The organism is Rathayibacter sp. VKM Ac-2805 (assembly GCF_009834265.1).
In the GTDB taxonomy this organism is placed as follows: domain Bacteria; phylum Actinomycetota; class Actinomycetes; order Actinomycetales; family Microbacteriaceae; genus Rathayibacter.
Window position 1 is genome coordinate 3,308,752 of sequence record NZ_CP047185.1, and the last position, 20,134, is coordinate 3,328,885.

Below are 20,134 nucleotides of genomic sequence, written 5' to 3' on the forward strand. Positions count from 1 at the left end.
CGCCGCTCACGCCTGCAGGACCACCGCGCCGTAGTGCGTGCCCGCGCCCGTGCCCACCAGCAGCACCGACTCCCCCGGCCGCACGCGCGAGCGGTGCAGGGCCAGCGGGATCGCGCTGCCGATCGTGTTGCCGACCTCGCCGAGCGTGATCGTCATCCGGTCGCGACCCCAGAGGCGGGCCATGCCCTCGAGCCCGGCCGCGCTGGTCTGGTGCGGGACCACCCGGTCGATGCCGGGGAGCCCGCTCGAGAGGCCCGGCCGCACCTCCTCGAGGAACGCCGGGAAGTGCCGCAGCGCGTCGACGAGCAGCGCCTTGCCCTGCATGTCGAAGCGGAAGTCGGCGAGCCGGTCGGGCGCCTCCTCGATGCGGATCCGCGAGCCGAAGCCGCGCAGCTCCGCGTGGCGCACACCGCTCGGGCGGGTGCGGAAGTGCGTGGTGACCAGGCCCTGGCCCGGAGTCTCGGCGCGCCCGATCACGACGGCGGCGGCCGCGTCGCCGAAGAGCAGGGCGCTCTCGGGCTGGCCCGGGTCGATGCCGCGGCTGCCGCAGTCGGTCGAGACGATGAGCACGGTGTCGGCGCGACCCGTGGCGAGGAGGAACCCCGCCTCCTGCAGAGCGAAGAGGAACGACAGGCAGGTGGCGCCGACGCTGTACGCCGAGACGTCGTCGAGGCCGAGTCCCGCCGCGAGCAGCGCGCCTCCGTCCGGGATCGCCTGCAGCTGAGTGCCCGAGGCGTTGAGCACCACGTCGACCGTGTCGAGCCCGGCCGCCGCGAGCGCCCGGCGGGCGGCGAGCAGGCCGAGCTCCAGCGGGTCCTCGTCGTCGGTGACCCAGTGGCGGGTGCGCACGCCGGAGCGGCGCTCGGCCTCGTCGGCGGGCAGGCCGCAGAGCGCGGCGACCTCGGCGGTCGTGACGATCCGCTCGGGCAGCGCTTCACCCGTGCCGAGGATGCGGAGCGGGAGGAGGTCGGGCACGCGGGCCCCTTCCTGCCCCGGGACGTGCGGAGCGAATCCCTGTATAGCGCGCCTCTGCACTTCTTCGTGCCGTGTCGGCGCGGTTTGACGGCACGGGCCCCCGCCGACACCATGGTCCCGGAGCGGGGGACGGATGGACGCGCGCGGTTTCTGGGTGGTCGTGCCCTTCCTCGACGAGGAGAAGCTGCTCGGCGGCGCCCTCGACGCGCTCGCCCGCCAGACCGATCCTGACTTCACCCTCCTGCTCGTCGACAACGGCAGCACCGACGGCTCGCGCGCCGTGATCGAGGAGTTCCGCCGTCGGCGCCCGGAGCGCCAGGTCGCCGTGATCGACGAGGCGCAGAAGGGCACGGGAGCCGCCTCCGACACCGGCTTCCGCCACGCGATCGCCGAGGGCGCGTCGGCCGTCGCCCGCACCGACGCCGACTGCCTGCCGAACGCCGACTGGGTGGCGCGCCTGAAGGCCGACCTCCGCGGCGGCGCCCGCTTCGTCGGCGGCCGCCTGTCCCCGCGGCGGGACGAAGCCGTCTACCGCTGGTACGACGGCGTGCTCGGCACCGCGCTGATCCGCCTGATGGAGCACGCGCCGGCCGTCTTCTACCGCCGCCGCGGCCAGCGGTACCGGATGTTCATGGCCGCCGGGTGCAACCTCGCGATCGACGCCGCGCTGTACCTCCAGGTCGACGGCTTCCCGCGCTCGAGCATCGACGACACCGACGAGGACCTGGAGCTGCACCTCAAGGTCTGCCAGGTGATCGGGCGGAGCGAGGCGGTGCTCGACACGCGCGCGGTCGTGCTGATGTCGATCCGGAAGGGCAAGGCGCTCGGATACCTCGGGATCCTGCTCTGGTACTGGGGCCGCAAGCGCGGGCTGGAGGTCGTCGATGTCCGCTGAGCGCCGGCGCCGCGTGCTGATCACCGGGGCGACGGGCTTCCTCGGCGGCTACGCGGTGCGCGAGTTCCTGGCCGCGGGCGACGACGTGCTCGCCACCGGTCGCGCCCCCGAGGCGCTGGCGCGGCTGGAGGAGGAGGGCGCCACGGTCCTCCGCGCCGACCTCGCCGAGCTGGGCGCGACGGACGTCGACGCCGACGTGCTCGTGCACGCCGCGGCGCTCTCGAGCCCGTGGGGCACGTGGAGCGAGTTCGAGCGCGCGAACGTCGCGGGGACGGAGGCGATGATCGCGCTGGCCGAGCGCTGCGGGATCCGCCGCTTCGTCTTCGTCTCCTCGCCGAGCATCTACTCCGCCCGGCGCCACCAGTACCTGGTGCGGGAGGAGGAGGTCGACACCGGCAGCCGGATGAGCCTCTACATCCGCAGCAAGATCGAGGCCGAGCGGCTGCTGCAGGAGGCGCACCGCTCCGGCCGGATCCCCGAGCTCGTGATCCTGCGCCCCCGCGGCCTGATCGGCGTCGGCGACCCCAGCCTCCTCCCCCGCTTCGTCGCCGCGAGCCGCCGCCGCGGCATCCCCCTCTTCGACGGCGGCCGGAACCCCGTCGACATCACCTGCGTCGAGAACGCCGCGCACGCGCTGGTCCTCGCGGCCGACGCTCCCGTGGCCGACGGCGGCGTCTACAACATCACCAACGGCGAGCCCGCTCCGCTCGGCGACCTGCTCGAGCGCTTCTTCGCCGCGATGGGCGAGGAGCCGCGCTTCATCCGGGTGGACCTGCGCGTGCTGACCGCGCTCGCCGAGATCCTGGAGCGCGTGTACCGGCTGCTGCCCGGCCGCGAGCCGCCGTTCACCCGCTACACCGTGGCGACCCTCGCCTACGCGCAGACCCTCGACATCTCGCGGGCGCGGACCGAGCTCGGCTACGAGCCGACCGTGCCGCTGGCCGAGGGCATCCGCCGGGTCGGCGAGCACCTGAGGGGGACGCGTGGCTGAGTCGTCGCTGCAGGTGATGGCGTGCGGGAGCACCGTCTTCCCGCTGTCCCGGGTGTTCCGCGGGAAGGGGCTCCCCCGCCGCGTCTTCCCCTCGAACGTCTTCCTCTACACGCACGCGAGCGGCCGGCGGGTGCTCGTGGACACGGGCTACCCGCCGACGTTCCGCGGAACGGGCCTCGTCGGACGGCTGTACGAGCGCATCCTGCCCGCGACGGTGCCGGACGACGAGACCGTCGACCAGCGGCTGCTCGCCCTCGGCCTGACCCCGGCCGACGTGGAGTTCGTGGTGCTCACGCACCTGCACCCGGACCACGTGGGCGGCGTGCGCTGGTTCCCGGACGCGACGTTCGTGCTGTCGTCGGGCCAGGTCGCCTCCGTGCGGCGGAACCGGGTGCGCGAGGGCATCTTCCGCGCGCTGCTGCCGCCGTGGTTCGGGGCCGGGATCGTGGCGGACGAGCAGCCCGTGACGACGATCAAGGGGCTGACCGGATTGGACCTGTTCGGCGACGGATCGCTGCTCGTGGTGCCGCTCCCGGGGCACGCACGCGGTCACCTGGGGGCGCTCGTCGAGGGTCGCGTACTGGTCGCGGGGGACGCGGCCTGGGGACGGGAGTTCCTGGGCTGGTCGGCGCGGCTGCGCCGGCTGCCGCGGTTCATCAGCGACGACGCGCGGGCGCACGAGCGGACGTCCGCGATGCTCGAGCGGGTGGAGGCGGCGGGCGTGCGGCTGTGCTTCTCGCACGATGCGTATCCGGAGGGGGATGTCGAGCTGGGTGGGGCGGCGGCGAGTGGCGGACAGGACCTCATCGACCTCGACGGTGAGAGCTCCCGTCTCCGCTAGACGGGAGGCGACTCAGGTTCACGCGGTCCTCGGCGGATCAGCCGTTCGGCCGTCCCGCGAGAGGGCCTGTCACCGGGCCTGTCGTCGGGCAGGTCTTTCGGGGCGCTGCGGGCCGCGAGATCTCGAGTTCCGAGGCTCGACCAGCCGGCGGTCGTCAGCGGGGCAGGTGCTCGTAGGGGACGCGGCGGCTCAGCCAGGCGAGCAGCCCGGCGGCGAGCGCCGCGATCGCCGCCGGGATGAGCAGCAGCCAGAGGGCCGATGTCACGGCGACGAGGACGAGCGCCGCCGTGGCGACGCCGGCGCCGATCGCGAAGTTCCAGCGCACATCCGTCGCCACTCCGCCCTCAGGACGCGCCCACAGCACGACGAGGGCCGTCGCGATCGGCCCGAGCAGCAGCCCCAGCACGAACCAGCGCCAGCGCGAGCGGCCCTTCTGCTCGGCGAGACCGGCGGTGACGATCGCGAGTCCGAACCAGATCCAACCGGAGTCCTCGGTGAGTGTCATGCGTGGAGCCTAGGGCGCCGACAGGATCGCCCCGGAGAGGTCGCCGGTCGGGAGCGTGGGCCTGTCGCCCGCGTCTCCCGCCCAGCGGTCCACGGCGCGGCCGCTGACCCCCACCGCTACCCGGGCACCACCACGAAGGCGACTCCGACGACGACGCCCAGCACGAGAGCCACCGAGCCGAACCCGATCAGGAGGGCGAACGTCAGCGGACGGGTCTCGCGGAAGCTCATCGTCCCGGGGATCAGCTCGTTGATCTCGGAGGGGCTGAGCGTCTTCTCCGCGGCGGGCGGCGCCTCGATCTCCTGCCGACGAGCGGCTCCGGTCAGGCGCGCCCACACGCTCCGGCTACCGGTGTGCACGCCACGCGCCGCCGGCAAGAGCGGCGTCGTCACGGCGGCGACGACGGCCCGCAGATCCTCGATCTCCCAGTCCGCCCCGCGGAGCCGCAGCGACCGGCTCCCGTCCGACAGGAACAGGATCAGCGACGGGGGGAGATTGATCCCCTCACTGTTGGGGCCGGCGGGCACCCACGCGAGCAGCGCCTTCACCGACGGGTCGGCGCGCTCGAAAGTCACGACCCTGCCTCGAGCGTCTGTGCACTCGATCGCCCGGTCCGAGATCCGGAGCGACGCGGTGGCGAGGAACCGCCGGTTGCGAAGCGCCAGCACTCCGACGATCACCAGAGCCACCACGGTGGCGAAGCCGAACAGCCCGAGGTAGACGGCCAGCGCGGCACCGCGGTCGTCGGCGACGACGACTCCCCAGACGCTCCCCGCCAGCAGGACCAGCGCGGGGAGGACGGCGACGGGCCTCAGCCGTCGCGACTCGTTCTTCTGCCGGGCCCTCGAGGGCCGGAACTCGCGAACCGGCTCCGAGCGGTCCGTCCGTCGCCGCTCCATCAGGCGGACGCGACGGACGGAGAGCCGGTGCGGACGCGGTTCCGAAGAGGGTCGTCGAGGCTGCGGCGCATGGCGTCAGGGTAGCGGTGGCGCATCGTCGGGCCGCGCTCGCGACCCAGCATTCGCGTGGTTCCGGCTTCGCGCGATCCACGTCGTGTCCTCTCCCTCCTTCGACGCCCCTCGCCCAGTCACCGGAGGGTGAGCGGACGCGGCGCGCCTGTCGATCCGCGGGACGTCACCGCACGACAGGTCGACCTCTCCCGAGGTGCTGCCGCCGAGCACGATCATCCGAGCGAGGGCGCGTCCGGGTCGACAGACTGGGCTGGTGTCCTCACCGACGACGATCCGAGCAGTGCCGACCTCGGCCCAGCGTGAGGAGATGCACCTCAGGCTCCGTCGCACGGAGATCAGCCCCGCGCGAGGCCTCGCGGCATTCCCCGGCGATCGGCCTCCTCAGGACGTCGCGTGCAGGACCGCGCACTCGACGCACGCGCGACGCCGGGCGCGGCGGCAGCCCGCCGGGGGCCGAGCGCCCTGACGCGACTCCCGCGCCGCCGGCGACACGACGCCCCCACTCGACGCACGCACCTACCCACTCCAGACAGGACCCGCCATGACCTCCTCCCTCTCCCACCCGGCGAGCCGCTGGGCTCTCGACCACATGCCCCTCACCGCGCAGGCCGTCCGGGAGCTTGCTCCGGTGCTCTCCAGGAAGAAGCTGGCGATCTGCCTCCACGTCGAGCCCAAGACCGCTGCCCTCGTGTCGCTCCTCGTCGAGGCCGGGATGGACATCGCTCTGACGGGCTCGCCCGGAACCACGAAGGACGACGTCGCCGACGACCTCCGCGCCCTCGGCGTGCACGTGCACACGAAGCAGAGCGACGGCGAGGCGGAGCACCTCCGCAACATCGAGGAGGTGCTCGAGCACGACCCCGACCTCACCCTCGACAACGGCGCCGACCTCACCCTCCGCCTGATCAAGTCGGGCGTCCCGGACCACTACCTCGGCGGCACCGAGGAGACCACCACCGGCGGCATCCGCCTGCGGGAGAACAGCGCGACCCTCTCGCGACCGGTCGTCGTCATCAACGACTCGCCCCTCAAGCTGATCGTCGAGAACGAGTACGGGGTCGGCCAGAGCGTCGTCCAGGGCTTCATGAACGCCACGAACCTCATGATCCCGGGCACCCGCGCCGCGGTCGTCGGCTACGGCCCGTGCGGACGCGGAGTCGCCGACACCCTCGCGCAGCTCGGAGCCCGGGTCTCCGTCGCCGACGTCGACCCGATCCGCTCGCTGCAGGCGATCCTCCGCGGCCACCGCGTCGGACCCGTCGCCGACGTCCTCTCGGACGCGCAGTTCGTCTTCACCGCCACCGGCGCACCCGGCGTCATCGGCGCGGCGGAGATCGACGCGTTCGCCGACGGCGCCGTGATCGCCGGCGTCGGCCACTTCCCGTGGGAGATCGACGAGGACGCCCTCGCGGCCGCCACGGAGTCGACCACCGAGTTCGCCGACGGACAGCGCCGGCAGGGCATCCGCCTGAAGAACGGCAAGCAGATCGTCCGCCTCGAGAACGGCCGGATGATCAACCTCACCGCGGCCGGCGGCAACCCGATCCAGGCGATGGACCTCGGCCTGACCCTGCAGGCCCGGAGCCTCGCCGCTGTCGTCACCGCGGACCTCGACGCCGCCGTGCAGCCCGTCCCGGCCGACGTCGAGCACCGCATCGCGACCGACCTCGTCGCCCTCCTCAGCCGCTGAGGGGCGCCGGGCAGGAGGGGCTCGCCGGGCGCAGCGGGTCGGGATCGCGACCCGGCTGCGCCGACGTCGGCGCGGTTGCCGGCAGCAGGAGCAGGCGTCCGTGGCCGCTCCCGCGAGGCCGAACCAGCGGGCCCGCCCGGCTCACGGGACCGTCACTCGCGGCCGAGCCAGTCCGTGATCGCACCGACGACGCGGTCGAGGTGGGACTCGAGCAGGAAGTGACCGCCGTCGACGAGCTCGATGCGCGCGTGAGGGGCGTCGCGGAGGAACGCCTGGGCGCCGGCGGGGGCGAAGATCTCGTCGTTCCGGCCCCAGACGGCGAGGACGGGGACTCCGGACTCGCGGATCCAGGCGTGCACGGCGGGATAGAGCTCGCGGTTCGTGGCGTAGTCGCGGAAGAGCGCCAGCTGCACGTCGTCCTGGCCGGGGCGGGCGAGGAGCGCGAGGTCGTGCTCCCAGGCGTCCGGATCGACGGTGGTGGTGTCGGGGACACCGTGGGTGTACTGCCATTCGACGGCCTCCCGGCCGAGAGCCGGCCGGAGGGCGTCGCGCGTCCCGGCGGTCCGCTCGGCGGCGTCGGCCCAGATCGGGTCCCAGAAGCCGGGCACGAAGCCCTCCTCGTAGGCGTTGCCGTTCTGCGAGATCACGGCGACGACCGCGGACGGATCGGTGAGGGCGAGGCGCCAGCCGACGGGGGCGCCGTAGTCCTGGACGTAGATCGTGTACCGGGTCACCCCGATGGTCTCGAGGAAGCGGCCGGTCACCGCGGTCAGGGCGGCGAACGTGTAGTCGAAGTCCTCGATGGAGGGCGCGGACGAGCGCCCGAAGCCGATGTGGTCGGGGGCGATGACGCGGTAGTGGCCGGCGAGGGCGGGGAGGAGGTGGCGGAACATGTGCGAGCTGCTCGGGTACCCGTGCAGCAGCAGGAGGACGGGCGCGTCGACGGGCCCGGCCTCGCGCCAGAAGACGTCGAGTCCGTCGACGGACACGGTGCGGTGATGGACGACGACCATGGCTAACCCCTTAAAGTAGATTTACTGGTTAGTCGGACGCTAGCATGGATCGAACGGGCCGCACGGCGCGGGAGGACGGGGAACGATGGATCGGGACGAGGAGCTGCTCCTGGCGGTGCTGAACAGCGCGCCCGTGGTGGACGGACGGCCGACGGACGACCTCGGCGACGCGGCCGGTCGCGAGCTCGCCCGGCGGTGGGGCGGAGTCGGCACCGAGGACGAGCTCGAGCAGCTGCGCCGTGCCCGCGACGCGCTCCAAGCGGTCGTGCGCTCGGGCGCGCCCGAATCCGTCGCGGAGCTCGCGGACCTGGTCGCGCACGCCGTGCGCACCCCGCGCGTCACCGGTGAAGGCGTCGTGTGGGAGCTGAGCGCTCCCGAGCCGGATCGCCTCGCGGTGCAGGCGGTCCTCGCCTGGTCCGCTGTGAACGCCCGGTTCCCCGGGCGGCTCCACGCCTGTGCGAACGACGAGTGCAACCTCTTCCTCCTCGACCGCAGCCGCCCCGGCACCGCCAAGTGGTGCTCGATGGCGACGTGCGGCAACCGGATGAAGGCCCGCGCGCACGCGAGCCGGTCGCGGGACTGAGCGCGGCCGGGAGGCGGACGCCGTCGATCTAGCGGGGTCGCACGTCGTAGGTGACCCGGAGGAGCCCGTCCCCCTCGCTGCTGTGATGGCCTCGGAGAGTGAGGAGCACGTCGCCGGTGAGGTCGCCGAAGAGGCGGTGACCCTGTCCGATCAGCACGGGAGCGATCGAGACGGTCAGCTCGTCGACGAGGCCCGCCCTCAGGAACGCCTGGATGGTGCGGCCTCCGTCGATGTAGACGCGGTCTGCCGCTCCGGCGTCGAGCAGCAGCGCCGCCTCCTCGACGGAGTGAGCCACCTCCACTCTGCCGTCCGCCTCGATCGTGGTGCTCAGCACGACGACCCGCTTCCCCTCGAACGGCCAGGCGTCGAAGCCGAGGACCGTCTCGTAGGTGGAGCGCCCCATGACGAGGGTGTCGATCGTCGGGAAGAACGTTTCCCAGATGAGCGCGGGGTGGGCCGTCGCCTCCGCGGTGTGAGGTCGCGGGGCGGGATCGGTGAGCCAGTCGAGGTCTCCGCCCGGTCGCGCGATGAAGCCGTCGAGACTCGTGCCGATGAACACGCATCCCGTCCACGATCGGTTCTCTGCCATGTCCAGCCTTTCCGAAGAGCGTCGAGTGCGAGGGCAATGATGGCAGGGGAGGCGTCGCGACCGGACGGCCATCGGGGTCCCGGCGCGGCATCGGCGGTCGGCCGTCCGAGACGCTCGGCCGCGCGCGGATCCGCTGAGTACGCTCGGGCCATGCAGCGCACGGTGGGCGGAGTCGTCACCGAGGTCGTCCACTCGAGGACCGGTGACGCGACCCGGACTCCCGACGGCCCGATCCAGCTGTGGAGGATCACCCTCTCCGGAGCAGGCATCGATCACACCGCGACGGTCGCCGTCGCCGGCACGTCGACGGAGCCGGACGACGACGTGCTCGCCACCGTCCTCGAGGTGGCCGTCGTGGAGTACGTCCCCGTATCCGAGGATTCGAGCACGACTCCGGCGTTCCGCGAGTGGAAGCGGGACCACGCGTCTGAACTGCGGCAGCTCGTGGCGGCACTTCGATCGGGCAGCTGACTCCTGCCGGGCGCGCGACGGATGCTAGGCGCCGCGCAGCCGGGCCGTCGATGCGGACGCCTGCGCTCGAGCGCGCCGCAGGGCCTCCTCGCGTACGGCCGCGTCGAGGCGGGCGGGACCGTAGGTGACCACCGGGGGCAGGACGTCGTACCCGACGAACTCGAGCATCCCGCGATGGATGTGGAAGAGGAACGACTGCAGGTCGCCGTAGCCGTCGGCGGCGCCGGGCGCGAAGGCCGCTTCGCCGCCGCCCGTCGTCAGCAGGAGCATCGCGCTCCTGCCGCGCAGGCCGCCCTCGGCGAAGACGCCGTGCTCGCCTCCGAACGTCGCGCCCATCACGAAGACCCGGTCGATCCAGCCCTTCATGATCGCCGGCATCGAGAACCACCACAGGGGGAACGAGAGCACCAGGAGATCCGCCTGCAGCAGCTCGTCGAGATCGCTCGCGACGGGCTCCCCGAGCGTCTTCTCGAGGACCGCGGTCATCTGCTGCGCCTGCGGCTTGAAGTAGCCGGAGCCGGACGCGAACTGGTCGCGGTGCAGCACCGGGTCCCGGCCCTCGGCGTACAAGTCGAGCCGACGCACCTCCATGCCGTCGGCCCTCAGCTGCTCGAGGACCGCGTCCGCCTGCGCCGAGGAGAAGGACCGCTCCTCGGGATGGGCGTGGACGAGCAGAGCACGGCGAGCGGGAGCGGCCTCGAAAGCATCGGTCATGCGGCCGATCATATCGACGATTCGCGATATGTCGCTAGATCGAGGCTCCGAGCCGCTTCAGGAGCCCGTCGACGTCGGGGTCGCTCCTCCGGTAGTGGGTGTACTTCCCGACGCGCGTCGAGCGGACGAGGCCCGCGCGCTCCAGGGATCCCATGTACGACGAGATGGTCGACTGCGCGAGACCGCTCTTCGCGGCGAGATGCGTGACGCAGACCCCGAACTCGGCGCGGTCGGCGATCGGCTCGAACTCGCTGAACGACGCCTCGGGAGAGCGGAGCCACTCCATGATCTGCAGTCGCGTGGGATTGCCCAGCGCCTTCAGCACCTCGACCAGTCCCGTGTCCACCGCGCCATTCTCCCCTGCTCGCCGCCCGGGCGCCTCCGCGCCGGAATCACCCTCCGCCCGGACGCACCCCGCTCATGGCAGCAGGATCACCTTGCCGTCGAGCGTCCGGGACTCGGCGAGCTCCATCGCCTCGACGATCCCGGTGAGCGGGAAGCGGGCGGCGATGTTGGCCGTCAGCGAGCCGTCGGCGAGGAGTCCGAGCACGCGGCCGAGGTCCTCCTCGAGCCGCGCACGGAAGCGCGCGGGGCGCATCGAGTGGCCCGCCCAGAGGTCGTAGAAGGCCGCGCGCCGGCCGTTGGGGGCCAGCTGGTAGGCCTGGATCCGCGCGAGCTGGCGGAGGAACGGGGGCCAGATGCTCCCGGTGCTCGCGCTGACGATCGCGTACGCGACGAGGGTGCCGCCGGGCGCGAGCAGCGACCACGCCAGCCGGGTCGTCCCTCCGCCGACGTTGTCGAAGACGGCCTGCACTCCGCCGGGAGTGAGCTCGCGCACGCGAGCGGCGAGGTCGGGATCGGCGTAGTCGACGGGCTCCACTCCGGCCGCTCGGAGGGCCTCGTGGTGGCGGGGCGAGGCGGCGCCGATCACGCGGATCCCCTCGAGGCGGGCGAGGCGGTGCACGAGGCCGCCGACTCCGCCGTTCGCGCCGAACAGGAGGATCGTGTCGCCGCGGGAGACCCGGGCCGAGCGGTGCAGCATCTGCCACGCCGTCACTCCGTTGACCACGACGGCCTCGGCGTCCTCGGACGCGACTCCGTCGGGGACGAGAACGCAGTCGCGGGCGGCGACGCGGGCGTGACCCGTCCAACCGCCGGTCTTGGTGAGGGCGGCGACCCGGCGGCCCTCGAGCGACGCGTCGCCGCCGGGGCCGACCGCGAGGACCCGGCCGACGAGGTCGTAGCCGGGCGTGAAGGGGAACGGCGGCTGGGCGAAGTAGCGGCCGCGGCGCATCGACTGCTCGGCGAACGAGATGCCGGTGGCCTCGACGGCGACGAGCAGCTCGCCGGCCGTCGGCGGCTCGACCGGTGCCTGCTCGAGGAGCAGTCCGGACGGCTCGACGATCCCGGGGAGGACGACGCGGGTGGTGGTGCGGGGAAGGGTGGTGGACATGAGGGGCTCCTGGAGGTTGTCGTGAGTGACTGGACAGTCACAAACGCGGACATGAAAGGGGAGGGTGGTGAAGAGGAGGAGAAGGAGGAGGGGAAGGAGAAGAGGGCAGACGAGAGGACCGCGGACTCAGTCGCGGTGCCGGATGCCGTCGGAGACGATGCGGGCCCACTCGGAGTCGACGCCGCCGAGGTCGGTCTGCACGATCAGGTGGCAGAGCTGCCCGTAGGCGACGAAGCGCTGCACGGCCGGGCCGTCGGCTCCGGAGACGACGGTGACCGTTCGGACGACCGAGGAGATCCCGCGGCGCACTGCCTCGCGGATCTCGGGGACCTCGCACGCGCTCTGCGCCTGCGACTGCAGCATGATCAGGTCACGGTCGGCGATCAGGTCGATGTAGGCGACGGTCATCGCCTCGAGCCGGTCGGCCGGGTCCGAGGAGGGCGAAGCCTCCCCCGCCGCCGCGAGCGTGGACGCCACCTGCTCGTAGCAGCGGTCGACCGCGGCGACGAAGACGCCGAGCTTGCCCGGGAACAGGCGGAAGACGTAGGCGGGCGAGACGCCGGCCTCGGCCGCGACCTCGGTGATCGGAGTCGCGGCGTAGCCGGTGCGCGCGAACACGTGGAGCGCCGCCGCGGTGATCCGCTCGCGCTGCGCCTCGGCGGTGGAGCGGGAGGAGAGTGAAGGCATGTGACTGATCGAACACTTACTTCGCTCGACTGTCAAGAGGGGGACGGTCTGATCGAGGCGACGAGCCGACCGATGATCATCCCGCACCACCTCATAATCCGATCGACATCGCCGTCGACTGGGATACACCGCGCCATCGGCCTGCCCAGCGACGGCAGTCGCGATGTCCGCGTCGCACCTCGCATCCTCGCGCAGGCCCCGACGTGCCGTCGGCGCCCTTGGGGAGGCCGGGTCGCCATCCTCCGCCTGCGATGCCGGTCTCCGCAGCGAGTCCTGTCAGAGAAATAGATAGCACACCCCCGCGGCAGCGAAGCTGCAGCCGGTCAAGATCCTGAAAGAGAGGATCCACCTGTCCGGGATCTTGGCATAAAGGCTCACGAGGACCGCCGACAGCCAAGCCAGCCACAAGACGCCCATTACGACCGCGATTCCAGGATGACGCGGGAATGCTCCCGTCTGGTGATACCCGAACGTCAGAATCGCAACACCGAACAAGCCCGCCGAAGAAAGGATCCGCAGCCTCTTCGATGCGTTTCGAGGTGCACGTTGCTCGTTCATCGCAGATGACTTCGTTTCGGTGGCTTCGGAGTCAGTTGGAGCAGCATGCGTAGACCCAGCCGCGACAGTTCTGCGACATGCACACTGAACAGAAGATCATTGCACAAGCCACGAAGGCGGGAAGATTCCCTGTGAAGACACAGGGTCCGCAGCAAGTGAAGACCTTCCCTACGTCGAATTCTCGACACGTGCGGCAGGAATGAGTTCCAGATCCGCAAGCAGCACGCACAACACCACTTTCAGTGGCGGTGTAAGCGGTCTTTCCAGACGCGGCGATCACAGCAGTGCTGTCGGCCGTGACCACATCCACGATGGTGACAGCCGACTGCGCAATCCGGCCTCGCCCTGATATCCGAGCATGTTGCACATAGACCCGATCACGCTCGGGGATCACTCAGCGCGATCACGGCGTTCGGACCATCGGTGATCGACATATTGGTGACACCATCCGCACGCCTCCCGAATCGAGCTTCCGCCTCTTGGAGGTCGCTTTCGAAGTAGCGCGAGTATTCGGCGCGCTCTTCTGTTGTCATCTGGCGGGCCGCATCAGGCTGCCACTGCCAGGCTTCCCTTCCGGCCACCGACAGGGGCGAGGTGGTGCTGTCAGCGCGAGCAATCTCTGGAAACAGAGTCGCGATGATCGCCCCCGCGCCGGCATCGAAAATCGTACGTCGATTGATCTTCACACTCACATCTCTTCTCTTCACTGATGAATTAGGGGACTATCGGACCGGGCTTCTGTAGCTGTCGTTGTCAGTCACCGCTCGACCGACACGCACGAGCCGCCAACCGCACGACGCGATGATGCATGCGATCATCGCTAAATTCAATGACATGCTATTCACACTCGCACCCCACCAGAGACTGGGTGCTAGCAGCGCCATGAAGACCGCGTTGCGCACAACAAGAGCGGGGCTCGATCTGCGCCGCATAACGGCCCCGAAGCAACCACAGTCGTTCGTCATCCGTCGCGCCAGAGCTGCGATAATCGCCAACGTGTACGCCGCGAGGAGGCCGAGGCCGGCGGTTGTCCACATGACGCCCAGGCCGAAGATGATTGCCACGCCTACGACGACCTCGAGTGGCGGGAGGACCGCCGAGGCCACGGGCAGGAGATGTGACGGCAATATTTTGAAAGAGTCGATGGACGCCTGGAGTCGTCCGCTCCCCTCCCGATACTTGATGATTCCCGCGACAACGATAAGGGCACCGACGAGCACTCGAGCAATGTCGACATATAACACGATTGATCTCCAAAGCCGTTGATCCACCTTGAGACGTCTCTGCGACCGAAGTCATGTGGACGCACTTCTTCAACGTATAGATTCATCGGCGGAATTGCACCCCTTCTCAACGTGTTGGCGCGCTACAGCCATCACACGGCGCACCTACCGTTCTTCAGCGGGAGCCGTCGGCGACGAGAACGAATAAAGATGGTTCATCTCTCGGCATGGCGGTTTTCACGACGACTCGCTGGGTTTTTCGACAGATGGCCTTTCCATTGCAAACAGGCCCATGCACGCAGCTACCGCCGCGAACACTCAGGGGCGCGTCTCCTTTACGGCTGCGTCCTTCCGCAGAGCGCGCTACGGCCGGTAGTGGCGCCCTCCTGCTTCCGCATACACCCCCTACCCCGCACCCCCATCCCGCCCCTAGGTTGGGGGGACCCGCATCGCCGACCGCGCACCACTGAGTTCCGATGGAGGAACGCCATGGCCACGACACCCGTGCTTCGCAGGATCGCGATCGCGCTGGTCGCGGTCGTCGCAGTGGGAGTGGCGGGTGCCGCACCGGCGTCCGCTCTCGACAGGCCCGTCTCCGGATACCTGAAGGACAGCGGGCTCACGCCCGAGAAGATCCGCGACTTCCTCGGCGGACCCCTCATCTCGCCCTCGACGCAGGTGGGCTACGGCGGAGCGGTCTCGAGCGTCGACGCGAACGCGAGCCGCGTGGGAATGGAGGTGCTGAAGCGCGGCGGCAACGCCGCCGACGCCGCCGTCGCCACGGCCGCCGCCCTCGGCGTGAGCGAGCCCTACAGCGCCGGCATCGGCGGCGGCGGGTACTTCGTCTACTTCGACAAGGCCTCCGGCGAGGTCAGCACCATCGACGGACGCGAGACAGCGCCGGCCGGCATCACCTCGGACGCGTTCCTCGACCCCGCGACCGGAGCCCCGTACCCGTTCACCCCGGACCTCGTCTCCTCCGGCGTCGCGGTCGGCGTGCCCGGCACGGTGGCGACCTGGGACACCGCGGTCGACCGCTTCGGAACCCTGCCGCTCCCCGTCGTGCTGGCGCCCTCTATCGCGCTCGCGGCGAAGGGCTTCCGGGTGGACGAGACCTTCCGCAACCAGACGCTCGACAACCTCGAGCGGTTCCAGGCGTTCCCCGACACGGCCGAGCTCTTCCTCCCCGGTGGGGACGCGCCGAAGGTGGGCAGCACCTTCCGCAACCTCGACCTCGCGAAGACGCTGACCTCCATCGCCGTCCACGGGCCGGACGCGTTCTACGAGGGCGCGCTGGCCGCCGAGATCGCCGACACGGTCCAGAACCCGCGGATCGCCGAGGGGTCGGACCTCCCCGCCCCGGCCGGCACGATGACCGCCGCCGACCTCGCGGCGTACTCGGTCGCCGAGCAGGCGCCGACCCGCGTCTCCTACCGCGGACTCGACGTCTACGGGATGGCACCCTCCTCCTCCGGCGGGATCGCGGTCGGCGAGACCCTCAACATCCTCGAGAACCACGACCTCGCGGCCGAGGACACGGGCAGCGCCCTGCACCTCTACCTCGAGGCGTCCGCCCGCGCCTTCGCCGACCGCGGCGCCTACGTCGGCGACCCGGCCTTCGTCGACGTGCCCACCGAGACGCTCCTCAGCCAGGAGTTCGCGGACTCGCGGGACTGCACGATCGACCCGGCGACCGCCTCCGTCCGCCCGGTCGCGCCCGGCGCTCTCGACGGCTCCGGATGCGCGACCGCCCCCGCCGCGGAGGAGTCGGACACCGAGAACCTCTCCACCACCCACCTCTCGGTCGTCGACAAGTGGGGCAACGCGGCCTCCTACACGCTGACGATCGAGCAGACCGGCGGCTCGGCGATGACCGTCCCCGGACGCGGCTTCCTCCTCAACAACGAGATGACCGACTTCTCCCCCACCTTCGTCGACGGGGACCCGAACCGGATCGAGCCGGGCAAGCGCCCGCGCTCGTCGATGTCGCCGACGATCGTGCTCGACGGCGGGGACGTGCGGTTCGTCGTCGGCTCGCCGGGCGGATCCACGATCATCACAACGGTCCTGCAGACCCTGGTCAACCGCATCGACCTCGGCATGACGCTCCCCGAGGCGGTCGCGGCGCCCCGCGCCTCCCAGCGCAACGGCGCGACGACCTCGGCCGAGCCCGAGTTCATCGAGGCGTACGCCGACGACCTCGCTCCCTTCGGCCAGCAGCTGGTCCCCTCGGGCGACACCTTCACCTCGGCCGCGCAGATCGGGGCGGTGGCCGCCATCGAGGTCGACCCCTCCGGCCGGATGACCGCGGTCGCCGAACCGGTGCGGCGCGGCGGCGGCGTCGGGCTGGTGGTCCGGCCCGAGAAGTGACGCCCCGGAGCCTCCGCGGCCCGCTGAGAGGAACCGTCGCCCGGCCGCTCCTCTCGCCCGGGAGCGGTCCTCCGGGAAGGAGGCTTCTGCGACACTGGGGAGATGTCGTCGTCGCGCCCGCTGCGCACCCTCCGGGGTGTCGTCGCGGCGACGGTGGCGACGCTCGTCGCACTGTTCTCGCACGTGGCCGGCGGCGGCCAGATCCCGGGTCCGCTCGGTGTCGCGATGCCGCTCGTCCTGTCGGTCCTGGTGTGCGTGGCGCTCGCCGGGCGCAGGCTCTCCCTGGTCCGCCTGGCGGTCTCGGTGGGAGTCAGCCAGTTCCTGTTCCACACGCTCTTCACGATCGGGACCTTCACGGGGCCGGTCGATGCGCCGATGGTGCACGCGCACCACGGTGCCGTGATCGACGTCAGCGCGGCGATGACGCACAGCGGGATGACCGGCTCCTCGATGTGGGCGGCGCACCTCGTCGCCGCCGTCGCGACGACCGCGGCGCTCCACCGCGGCGAGTCCCTCCTCGTCAGGGTCGCCGCGACGACGAGCCACCTCGTCACCCGCCTGGTGCGGGTCCTGCCGACTCCGGTGGCCGCTCCTCGACCCGCGCGACGCTCCTCCTTCGAGCTGCGCGACGTGCTCCCCCTCGCCTCGGGCGTCTTCCCCCAGGCGGCGCTGCGGCGCGGCCCCCCTCTGCAGCCCGCCTCCTGATCATCGACGCGAGCCGCGGCGAGGACCTCCCCGGAGGTCTCCGCGGCGTCTGACCGACCCGTCTCCTCCCCCGCAGGGGTCTCCGAGGGACGCCGGCCGGTCGGCGTCTCGGCGACTCCTCCCGGACGGATCGTCCTGGCCCGGCGCTCCTGCGCGCCGGCGGAGGGGTCAGTGGAGCGTCCCCTCGGGGACGCCCGTGAAGGGAGCCACGCCTGTGGCACAAGCATCGACACCGGTCGACGACGACCTCCTCCCGCCTCAGCGGCCGCTCGCCGCTCCTCTCCGCGGGGCGGAGGCGTCCCTCCTGCTCGCGATACCGGCGGCGGTCGCCGTCGCCCTGCTGGGCCTGTCGTACACCGGGGCGTTCTCGGTGGAGACGCGGCTGATCGACCCCGGCGACCTGGTGACGCGGGGCCTGCCGATCGCGCGGGTCCTGCACGACTCCGCCGCGTCTCTGACCATCGGCCTGCTCACCGCGGCCACCTTCCTGCTGCCCGGGCAGCGCATCGCGCCGGGCGTCGTCTCGTACTCGCAGAACCGCGCCCTGCGCTGGGCGACCTGGTCGGCCGCGGTCTGGGTGGCGTCCGCGATCGCTGTCCTCGTGTTCACGGCGGCGAACACGATCGGGCAGCCGCTGGACGCGCCGGGCTTCCGGACGCAGCTCGTGTTCTACGCCACGCAGATCGAGCTGGGGCAGACGCTCGTGGCCTCGACGGCGTGCGCGACGGCCGTCCTCCTCCTCACCCTGTTCTCGCGGCGGCTGGCCTGGGTGGCGGCGGCGACCGCGATCGCGGTGCTGGCGCTGCTCCCCCTCTCGCTCTCCGGGCACGCCGCCGGCGCCGACGAGCACGCGAACGCGGTGAACAGCCTGGCCGTGCACCTGATCGGAGTGACGGCCTGGGCCGGCGGGCTCGCCGCGGTGATCCTGCTGCGGCGGACCGTCGGCGCCCAGCTCGGCGTGGTCGTCGCGCGCTACTCGGTGCTGGCCGGCTGGGCGTTCGGGGCGGTCGCCTTCTCGGGTCTGGTGAACGCGTCGCTCCGGATCGAGGACCTCGACGACCTGGGCACGCCCTACGGGCAGCTGCTGATCGTCAAGGCCGTCGCGCTGCTCGCCCTCGGCGGCGCGGGCCTCGGGCACCGGCTGCGGCTGATCCCGCGGCTGCGCGCCGACCCGGCCGACCGCCGCGCGTTCGTCGCGATCGCGGTCGGCGAGGTGGTGGTGATGGCGCTGACCATCGGCGTCTCGGTGGCGCTCTCGAACAGCGCGCCGCCGGTCTCGCAGGACCCGATCAGCGGAGACGTCCGGCGCAGTCTGCTCGGCTTCCGCTACCCGCCCGAGGTCACGCCCGAGCGGATGCTCGACCAGTGGCACCTCGACGCCGTCTGGCTCGGGATCGCGGTCGTCGGCGCCGCCCTCTACGTGTCGGCGGTCCTGAGGCTGCGGCGCCGCGGCGACGCCTGGCCGCTCGGGCGCACCGTCGCCTGGGTGGCCGGCTGCGCGGCCCTCGCCTACACGACCAGCGGCGGCCCGGCCGTGTACGGGCAGGTGCACTTCAGCACCCACATGATCCAGCACATGCTGCTGATGATGGTCGTGCCGCCGCTGCTCGTGCTCGGCGGACCGGTGCTGCTCGCTCTGCGGGTGCTGCCGGTGCGCCGCGACGGCGGGCGCGGGCTGCGCGAGTGGATCCTCGCCGTCGTGCACTCCCGCTACCTCGCCGTGCTGTCGCGGGCGCCCGTCGCCGCCGTTCTCTTCGCCGGCAGCCTGGTCGTCTTCTACTACACCGGCTGGTTCGAGTGGGCGATGTTCAGCCACCAGGGCCACGTCCTGATGACCCTGCACTTCCTCGCCACGGGCTACCTCTTCTTCTGGGTCCTGATCGGCGTCGACCCCGGCCCGAACCGGCCCGGCCACGTGCTGAGGCTGCTGGTGATGCTCGCGACGCTGGCGTTCCACGCCTTCTTCGGCCTGGCGATCATGTCGCAGACCACCGTGCTGGCCGCGTCCTGGTGGACCGCGCTCGGGTTCACCGACACGGAGGCGCTGATCGCCGACCAGGGCGTCGGCGGCGGGATCGCCTGGTCGGCGGGCGAGATCCCGATGGTGCTGATCGCCCTGGTCGTGGTCGCGCAGTGGGTGCGCTCCGAGGAGCGGACCGCGAAGCGCTACGACCGGCGCGCCGACCGCGACGGCGAGTCCGAGCTCACCGCCTACAACGACCACCTGAACCGGCTCGACAGCCGGAGCACTCCCCGTCCGACCACCACGAAGGAGACCGACCGATGACCTCTCGACCCCTGCGACGGCTTCCCGCCGCGCTGGCAGCCCTCGCCCTGGCGGGCGTCCTGATCGGGACGGCCGGGCCCGTCCAGGCGCACGACCAGCTGATCAGCAGCACTCCCGGCTCCGGTGAGCACTTCACGAACTCGCCCGCGGAGGTGACGCTGACGTACTCCGAGGACGTCCTCACGATCGGCGCGCTGGTCCTCGTCACCGACATGGACGGCATCGACCACGTGTCCGGCCCGGTCGAGCTGACCGACTCGACGGTCACCGCTCCGCTCGAGGCGGCGCTTCCGGGCGGCTCCTACGACCTCAAGTGGCGGGTGGTCTCCGCCGACGGCCACCCGATCGCGGGCGTCGTCCCCTTCACCGTCGGCGACGGCGCCTCGGCGCAGGCCGCGGCCGTGGCGGAATCGACCCCGACCGTCGAGCCGACCGTCGTCGCAGCCGCCTCCTCGCAGGCCCCGCCGGACGTCCTCCGACCGGTCCTCATCGGTCTGACCGGCGCGGTCCTCGCCGTCGCTGCCTTCCTCCTCATCACCCGCCGCCGCGGGCGGCCCTCGACCACCACCGAAGACCGGACGTCGTCGTGACCGCCGACGTCCTCCACCCACCG

20 protein-coding genes are annotated in these 20,134 nt (G+C 71.6%); 10 read left to right on the plus strand and 10 right to left on the minus strand.

The window, feature by feature from the left end; translation table 11 throughout:
* Nucleotides 1-6: 6 nt before the first annotated feature.
* Nucleotides 7-975 carry a 3-oxoacyl-[acyl-carrier-protein] synthase III C-terminal domain-containing protein gene (locus GSU40_RS15475; RefSeq protein WP_160035706.1) on the minus strand — a complete coding sequence of 323 codons (969 nt, stop codon included), beginning with the start codon at nucleotides 973-975 and terminating at the stop codon, nucleotides 7-9.
* A gap of 133 nt (nucleotides 976-1,108) precedes the next feature.
* On the opposite strand from GSU40_RS15475, the gene GSU40_RS15480 reads away from it, so the two are divergent.
* From GSU40_RS15480 to GSU40_RS15490, 3 genes are read left to right on the plus strand one after another with little or no spacing between them, the layout of a single operon-like run.
* Nucleotides 1,109-1,870: a glycosyltransferase family A protein gene (locus GSU40_RS15480; protein WP_160035708.1), complete on the plus strand. Its 762-nt coding sequence runs from the start codon at nucleotides 1,109-1,111 to the stop codon at nucleotides 1,868-1,870.
* On the plus strand, nucleotides 1,860-2,861 hold the full coding sequence (locus GSU40_RS15485) for an NAD(P)-dependent oxidoreductase (protein WP_160035710.1): 1,002 nt from the start codon (nucleotides 1,860-1,862) through the stop codon (nucleotides 2,859-2,861). The genes GSU40_RS15480 and GSU40_RS15485 overlap by 11 nt, the downstream gene beginning before the upstream one ends.
* Complete coding sequence (locus GSU40_RS15490) at nucleotides 2,854-3,702, plus strand: MBL fold metallo-hydrolase (RefSeq protein WP_160035712.1); 849 nt, start codon at nucleotides 2,854-2,856, stop codon at nucleotides 3,700-3,702. The genes GSU40_RS15485 and GSU40_RS15490 overlap by 8 nt, the downstream gene beginning before the upstream one ends.
* A gap of 154 nt (nucleotides 3,703-3,856) precedes the next feature.
* On the opposite strand, the gene GSU40_RS15495 is transcribed toward GSU40_RS15490, so the two are convergent.
* Together GSU40_RS15495 and GSU40_RS15500 are read right to left on the minus strand one after the other, a co-directional pair.
* Nucleotides 3,857-4,207 carry a hypothetical protein gene (locus GSU40_RS15495; protein ID WP_160035714.1) on the minus strand — a complete coding sequence of 117 codons (351 nt, stop codon included), beginning with the start codon at nucleotides 4,205-4,207 and terminating at the stop codon, nucleotides 3,857-3,859.
* A 116-nt stretch (nucleotides 4,208-4,323) separates the two neighbouring features.
* A complete protein-coding gene (locus tag GSU40_RS15500; protein WP_160035716.1) occupies nucleotides 4,324-5,106 on the minus strand; it encodes a hypothetical protein in 783 nt (260 codons plus the stop codon).
* 613 nt (nucleotides 5,107-5,719) lie between these two features.
* Here GSU40_RS15500 and GSU40_RS15505 point away from each other — a divergent pair.
* Nucleotides 5,720-6,868 (plus strand): adenosylhomocysteinase, encoded by a 1,149-nt coding sequence (locus GSU40_RS15505; protein ID WP_160035718.1) that lies wholly within the window; start codon nucleotides 5,720-5,722, stop codon nucleotides 6,866-6,868.
* Between the two features lie 152 nt (nucleotides 6,869-7,020).
* Here GSU40_RS15505 and GSU40_RS15510 read toward each other — a convergent pair whose 3' ends face one another.
* Nucleotides 7,021-7,881, minus strand: a complete 861-nt coding sequence (locus GSU40_RS15510; RefSeq protein ID WP_160035720.1) for an alpha/beta hydrolase — start codon at nucleotides 7,879-7,881, stop codon at nucleotides 7,021-7,023.
* Nucleotides 7,882-7,966: 85 nt separating this feature from the next.
* On the opposite strand from GSU40_RS15510, the gene GSU40_RS15515 reads away from it, so the two are divergent.
* A complete protein-coding gene (locus GSU40_RS15515; protein ID WP_160035722.1) occupies nucleotides 7,967-8,464 on the plus strand; it encodes a CGNR zinc finger domain-containing protein in 498 nt (165 codons plus the stop codon).
* 28 nt (nucleotides 8,465-8,492) lie between these two features.
* On the opposite strand, the gene GSU40_RS15520 is transcribed toward GSU40_RS15515, so the two are convergent.
* Nucleotides 8,493-9,053 carry a dihydrofolate reductase family protein gene (locus GSU40_RS15520; RefSeq protein ID WP_104319554.1) on the minus strand — a complete coding sequence of 187 codons (561 nt, stop codon included), beginning with the start codon at nucleotides 9,051-9,053 and terminating at the stop codon, nucleotides 8,493-8,495.
* A gap of 150 nt (nucleotides 9,054-9,203) precedes the next feature.
* Here GSU40_RS15520 and GSU40_RS15525 point away from each other — a divergent pair, with 150 nt between their 5' ends.
* A complete protein-coding gene (locus GSU40_RS15525) occupies nucleotides 9,204-9,524 on the plus strand; it encodes a hypothetical protein (RefSeq protein WP_160035724.1) in 321 nt (106 codons plus the stop codon).
* 24 nt (nucleotides 9,525-9,548) lie between these two features.
* On the opposite strand, the gene GSU40_RS15530 is transcribed toward GSU40_RS15525, so the two are convergent.
* From GSU40_RS15530 to GSU40_RS15550, 5 genes are all read right to left on the minus strand, one after another.
* Nucleotides 9,549-10,238 (minus strand): NAD(P)H-dependent oxidoreductase, encoded by a 690-nt coding sequence (locus GSU40_RS15530; protein WP_160035726.1) that lies wholly within the window; start codon nucleotides 10,236-10,238, stop codon nucleotides 9,549-9,551.
* Between the two features lie 34 nt (nucleotides 10,239-10,272).
* The gene (locus GSU40_RS15535) at nucleotides 10,273-10,584 is read right to left on the minus strand and encodes a metalloregulator ArsR/SmtB family transcription factor (protein ID WP_244229511.1); all 312 of its coding nucleotides are present in this window, start codon (nucleotides 10,582-10,584) and stop codon (nucleotides 10,273-10,275) included.
* A gap of 72 nt (nucleotides 10,585-10,656) precedes the next feature.
* A complete protein-coding gene (locus tag GSU40_RS15540) occupies nucleotides 10,657-11,691 on the minus strand; it encodes a medium chain dehydrogenase/reductase family protein (RefSeq protein ID WP_160035728.1) in 1,035 nt (344 codons plus the stop codon).
* Between the two features lie 126 nt (nucleotides 11,692-11,817).
* Complete coding sequence (locus GSU40_RS15545) at nucleotides 11,818-12,378, minus strand: TetR/AcrR family transcriptional regulator (RefSeq protein WP_160035730.1); 561 nt, start codon at nucleotides 12,376-12,378, stop codon at nucleotides 11,818-11,820.
* Nucleotides 12,379-13,313: 935 nt separating this feature from the next.
* On the minus strand, nucleotides 13,314-13,628 hold the full coding sequence (locus GSU40_RS15550) for a hypothetical protein (RefSeq protein ID WP_160035732.1): 315 nt from the start codon (nucleotides 13,626-13,628) through the stop codon (nucleotides 13,314-13,316).
* Nucleotides 13,629-14,648: 1,020 nt separating this feature from the next.
* Here GSU40_RS15550 and ggt point away from each other — a divergent pair.
* The 4 genes from ggt to GSU40_RS15575 all read left to right on the plus strand — a co-directional run bounded on the left by ggt (nucleotide 14,649) and on the right by GSU40_RS15575 (nucleotide 20,111).
* Entirely contained in the window at nucleotides 14,649-16,529 is a 1,881-nt protein-coding gene (ggt, locus tag GSU40_RS15560) for a gamma-glutamyltransferase (RefSeq protein ID WP_160035736.1), read from the plus strand.
* Between the two features lie 102 nt (nucleotides 16,530-16,631).
* A complete protein-coding gene (locus tag GSU40_RS15565; RefSeq protein ID WP_104353296.1) occupies nucleotides 16,632-17,234 on the plus strand; it encodes a hypothetical protein in 603 nt (200 codons plus the stop codon).
* Between the two features lie 214 nt (nucleotides 17,235-17,448).
* Complete coding sequence (locus GSU40_RS15570; protein ID WP_244229512.1) at nucleotides 17,449-19,521, plus strand: cytochrome c oxidase assembly protein; 2,073 nt, start codon at nucleotides 17,449-17,451, stop codon at nucleotides 19,519-19,521.
* Entirely contained in the window at nucleotides 19,518-20,111 is a 594-nt protein-coding gene (locus GSU40_RS15575) for a copper resistance protein CopC (protein WP_104250440.1), read from the plus strand. The genes GSU40_RS15570 and GSU40_RS15575 overlap by 4 nt, the downstream gene beginning before the upstream one ends.
* Nucleotides 20,112-20,134: the final 23 nt, after the last annotated feature.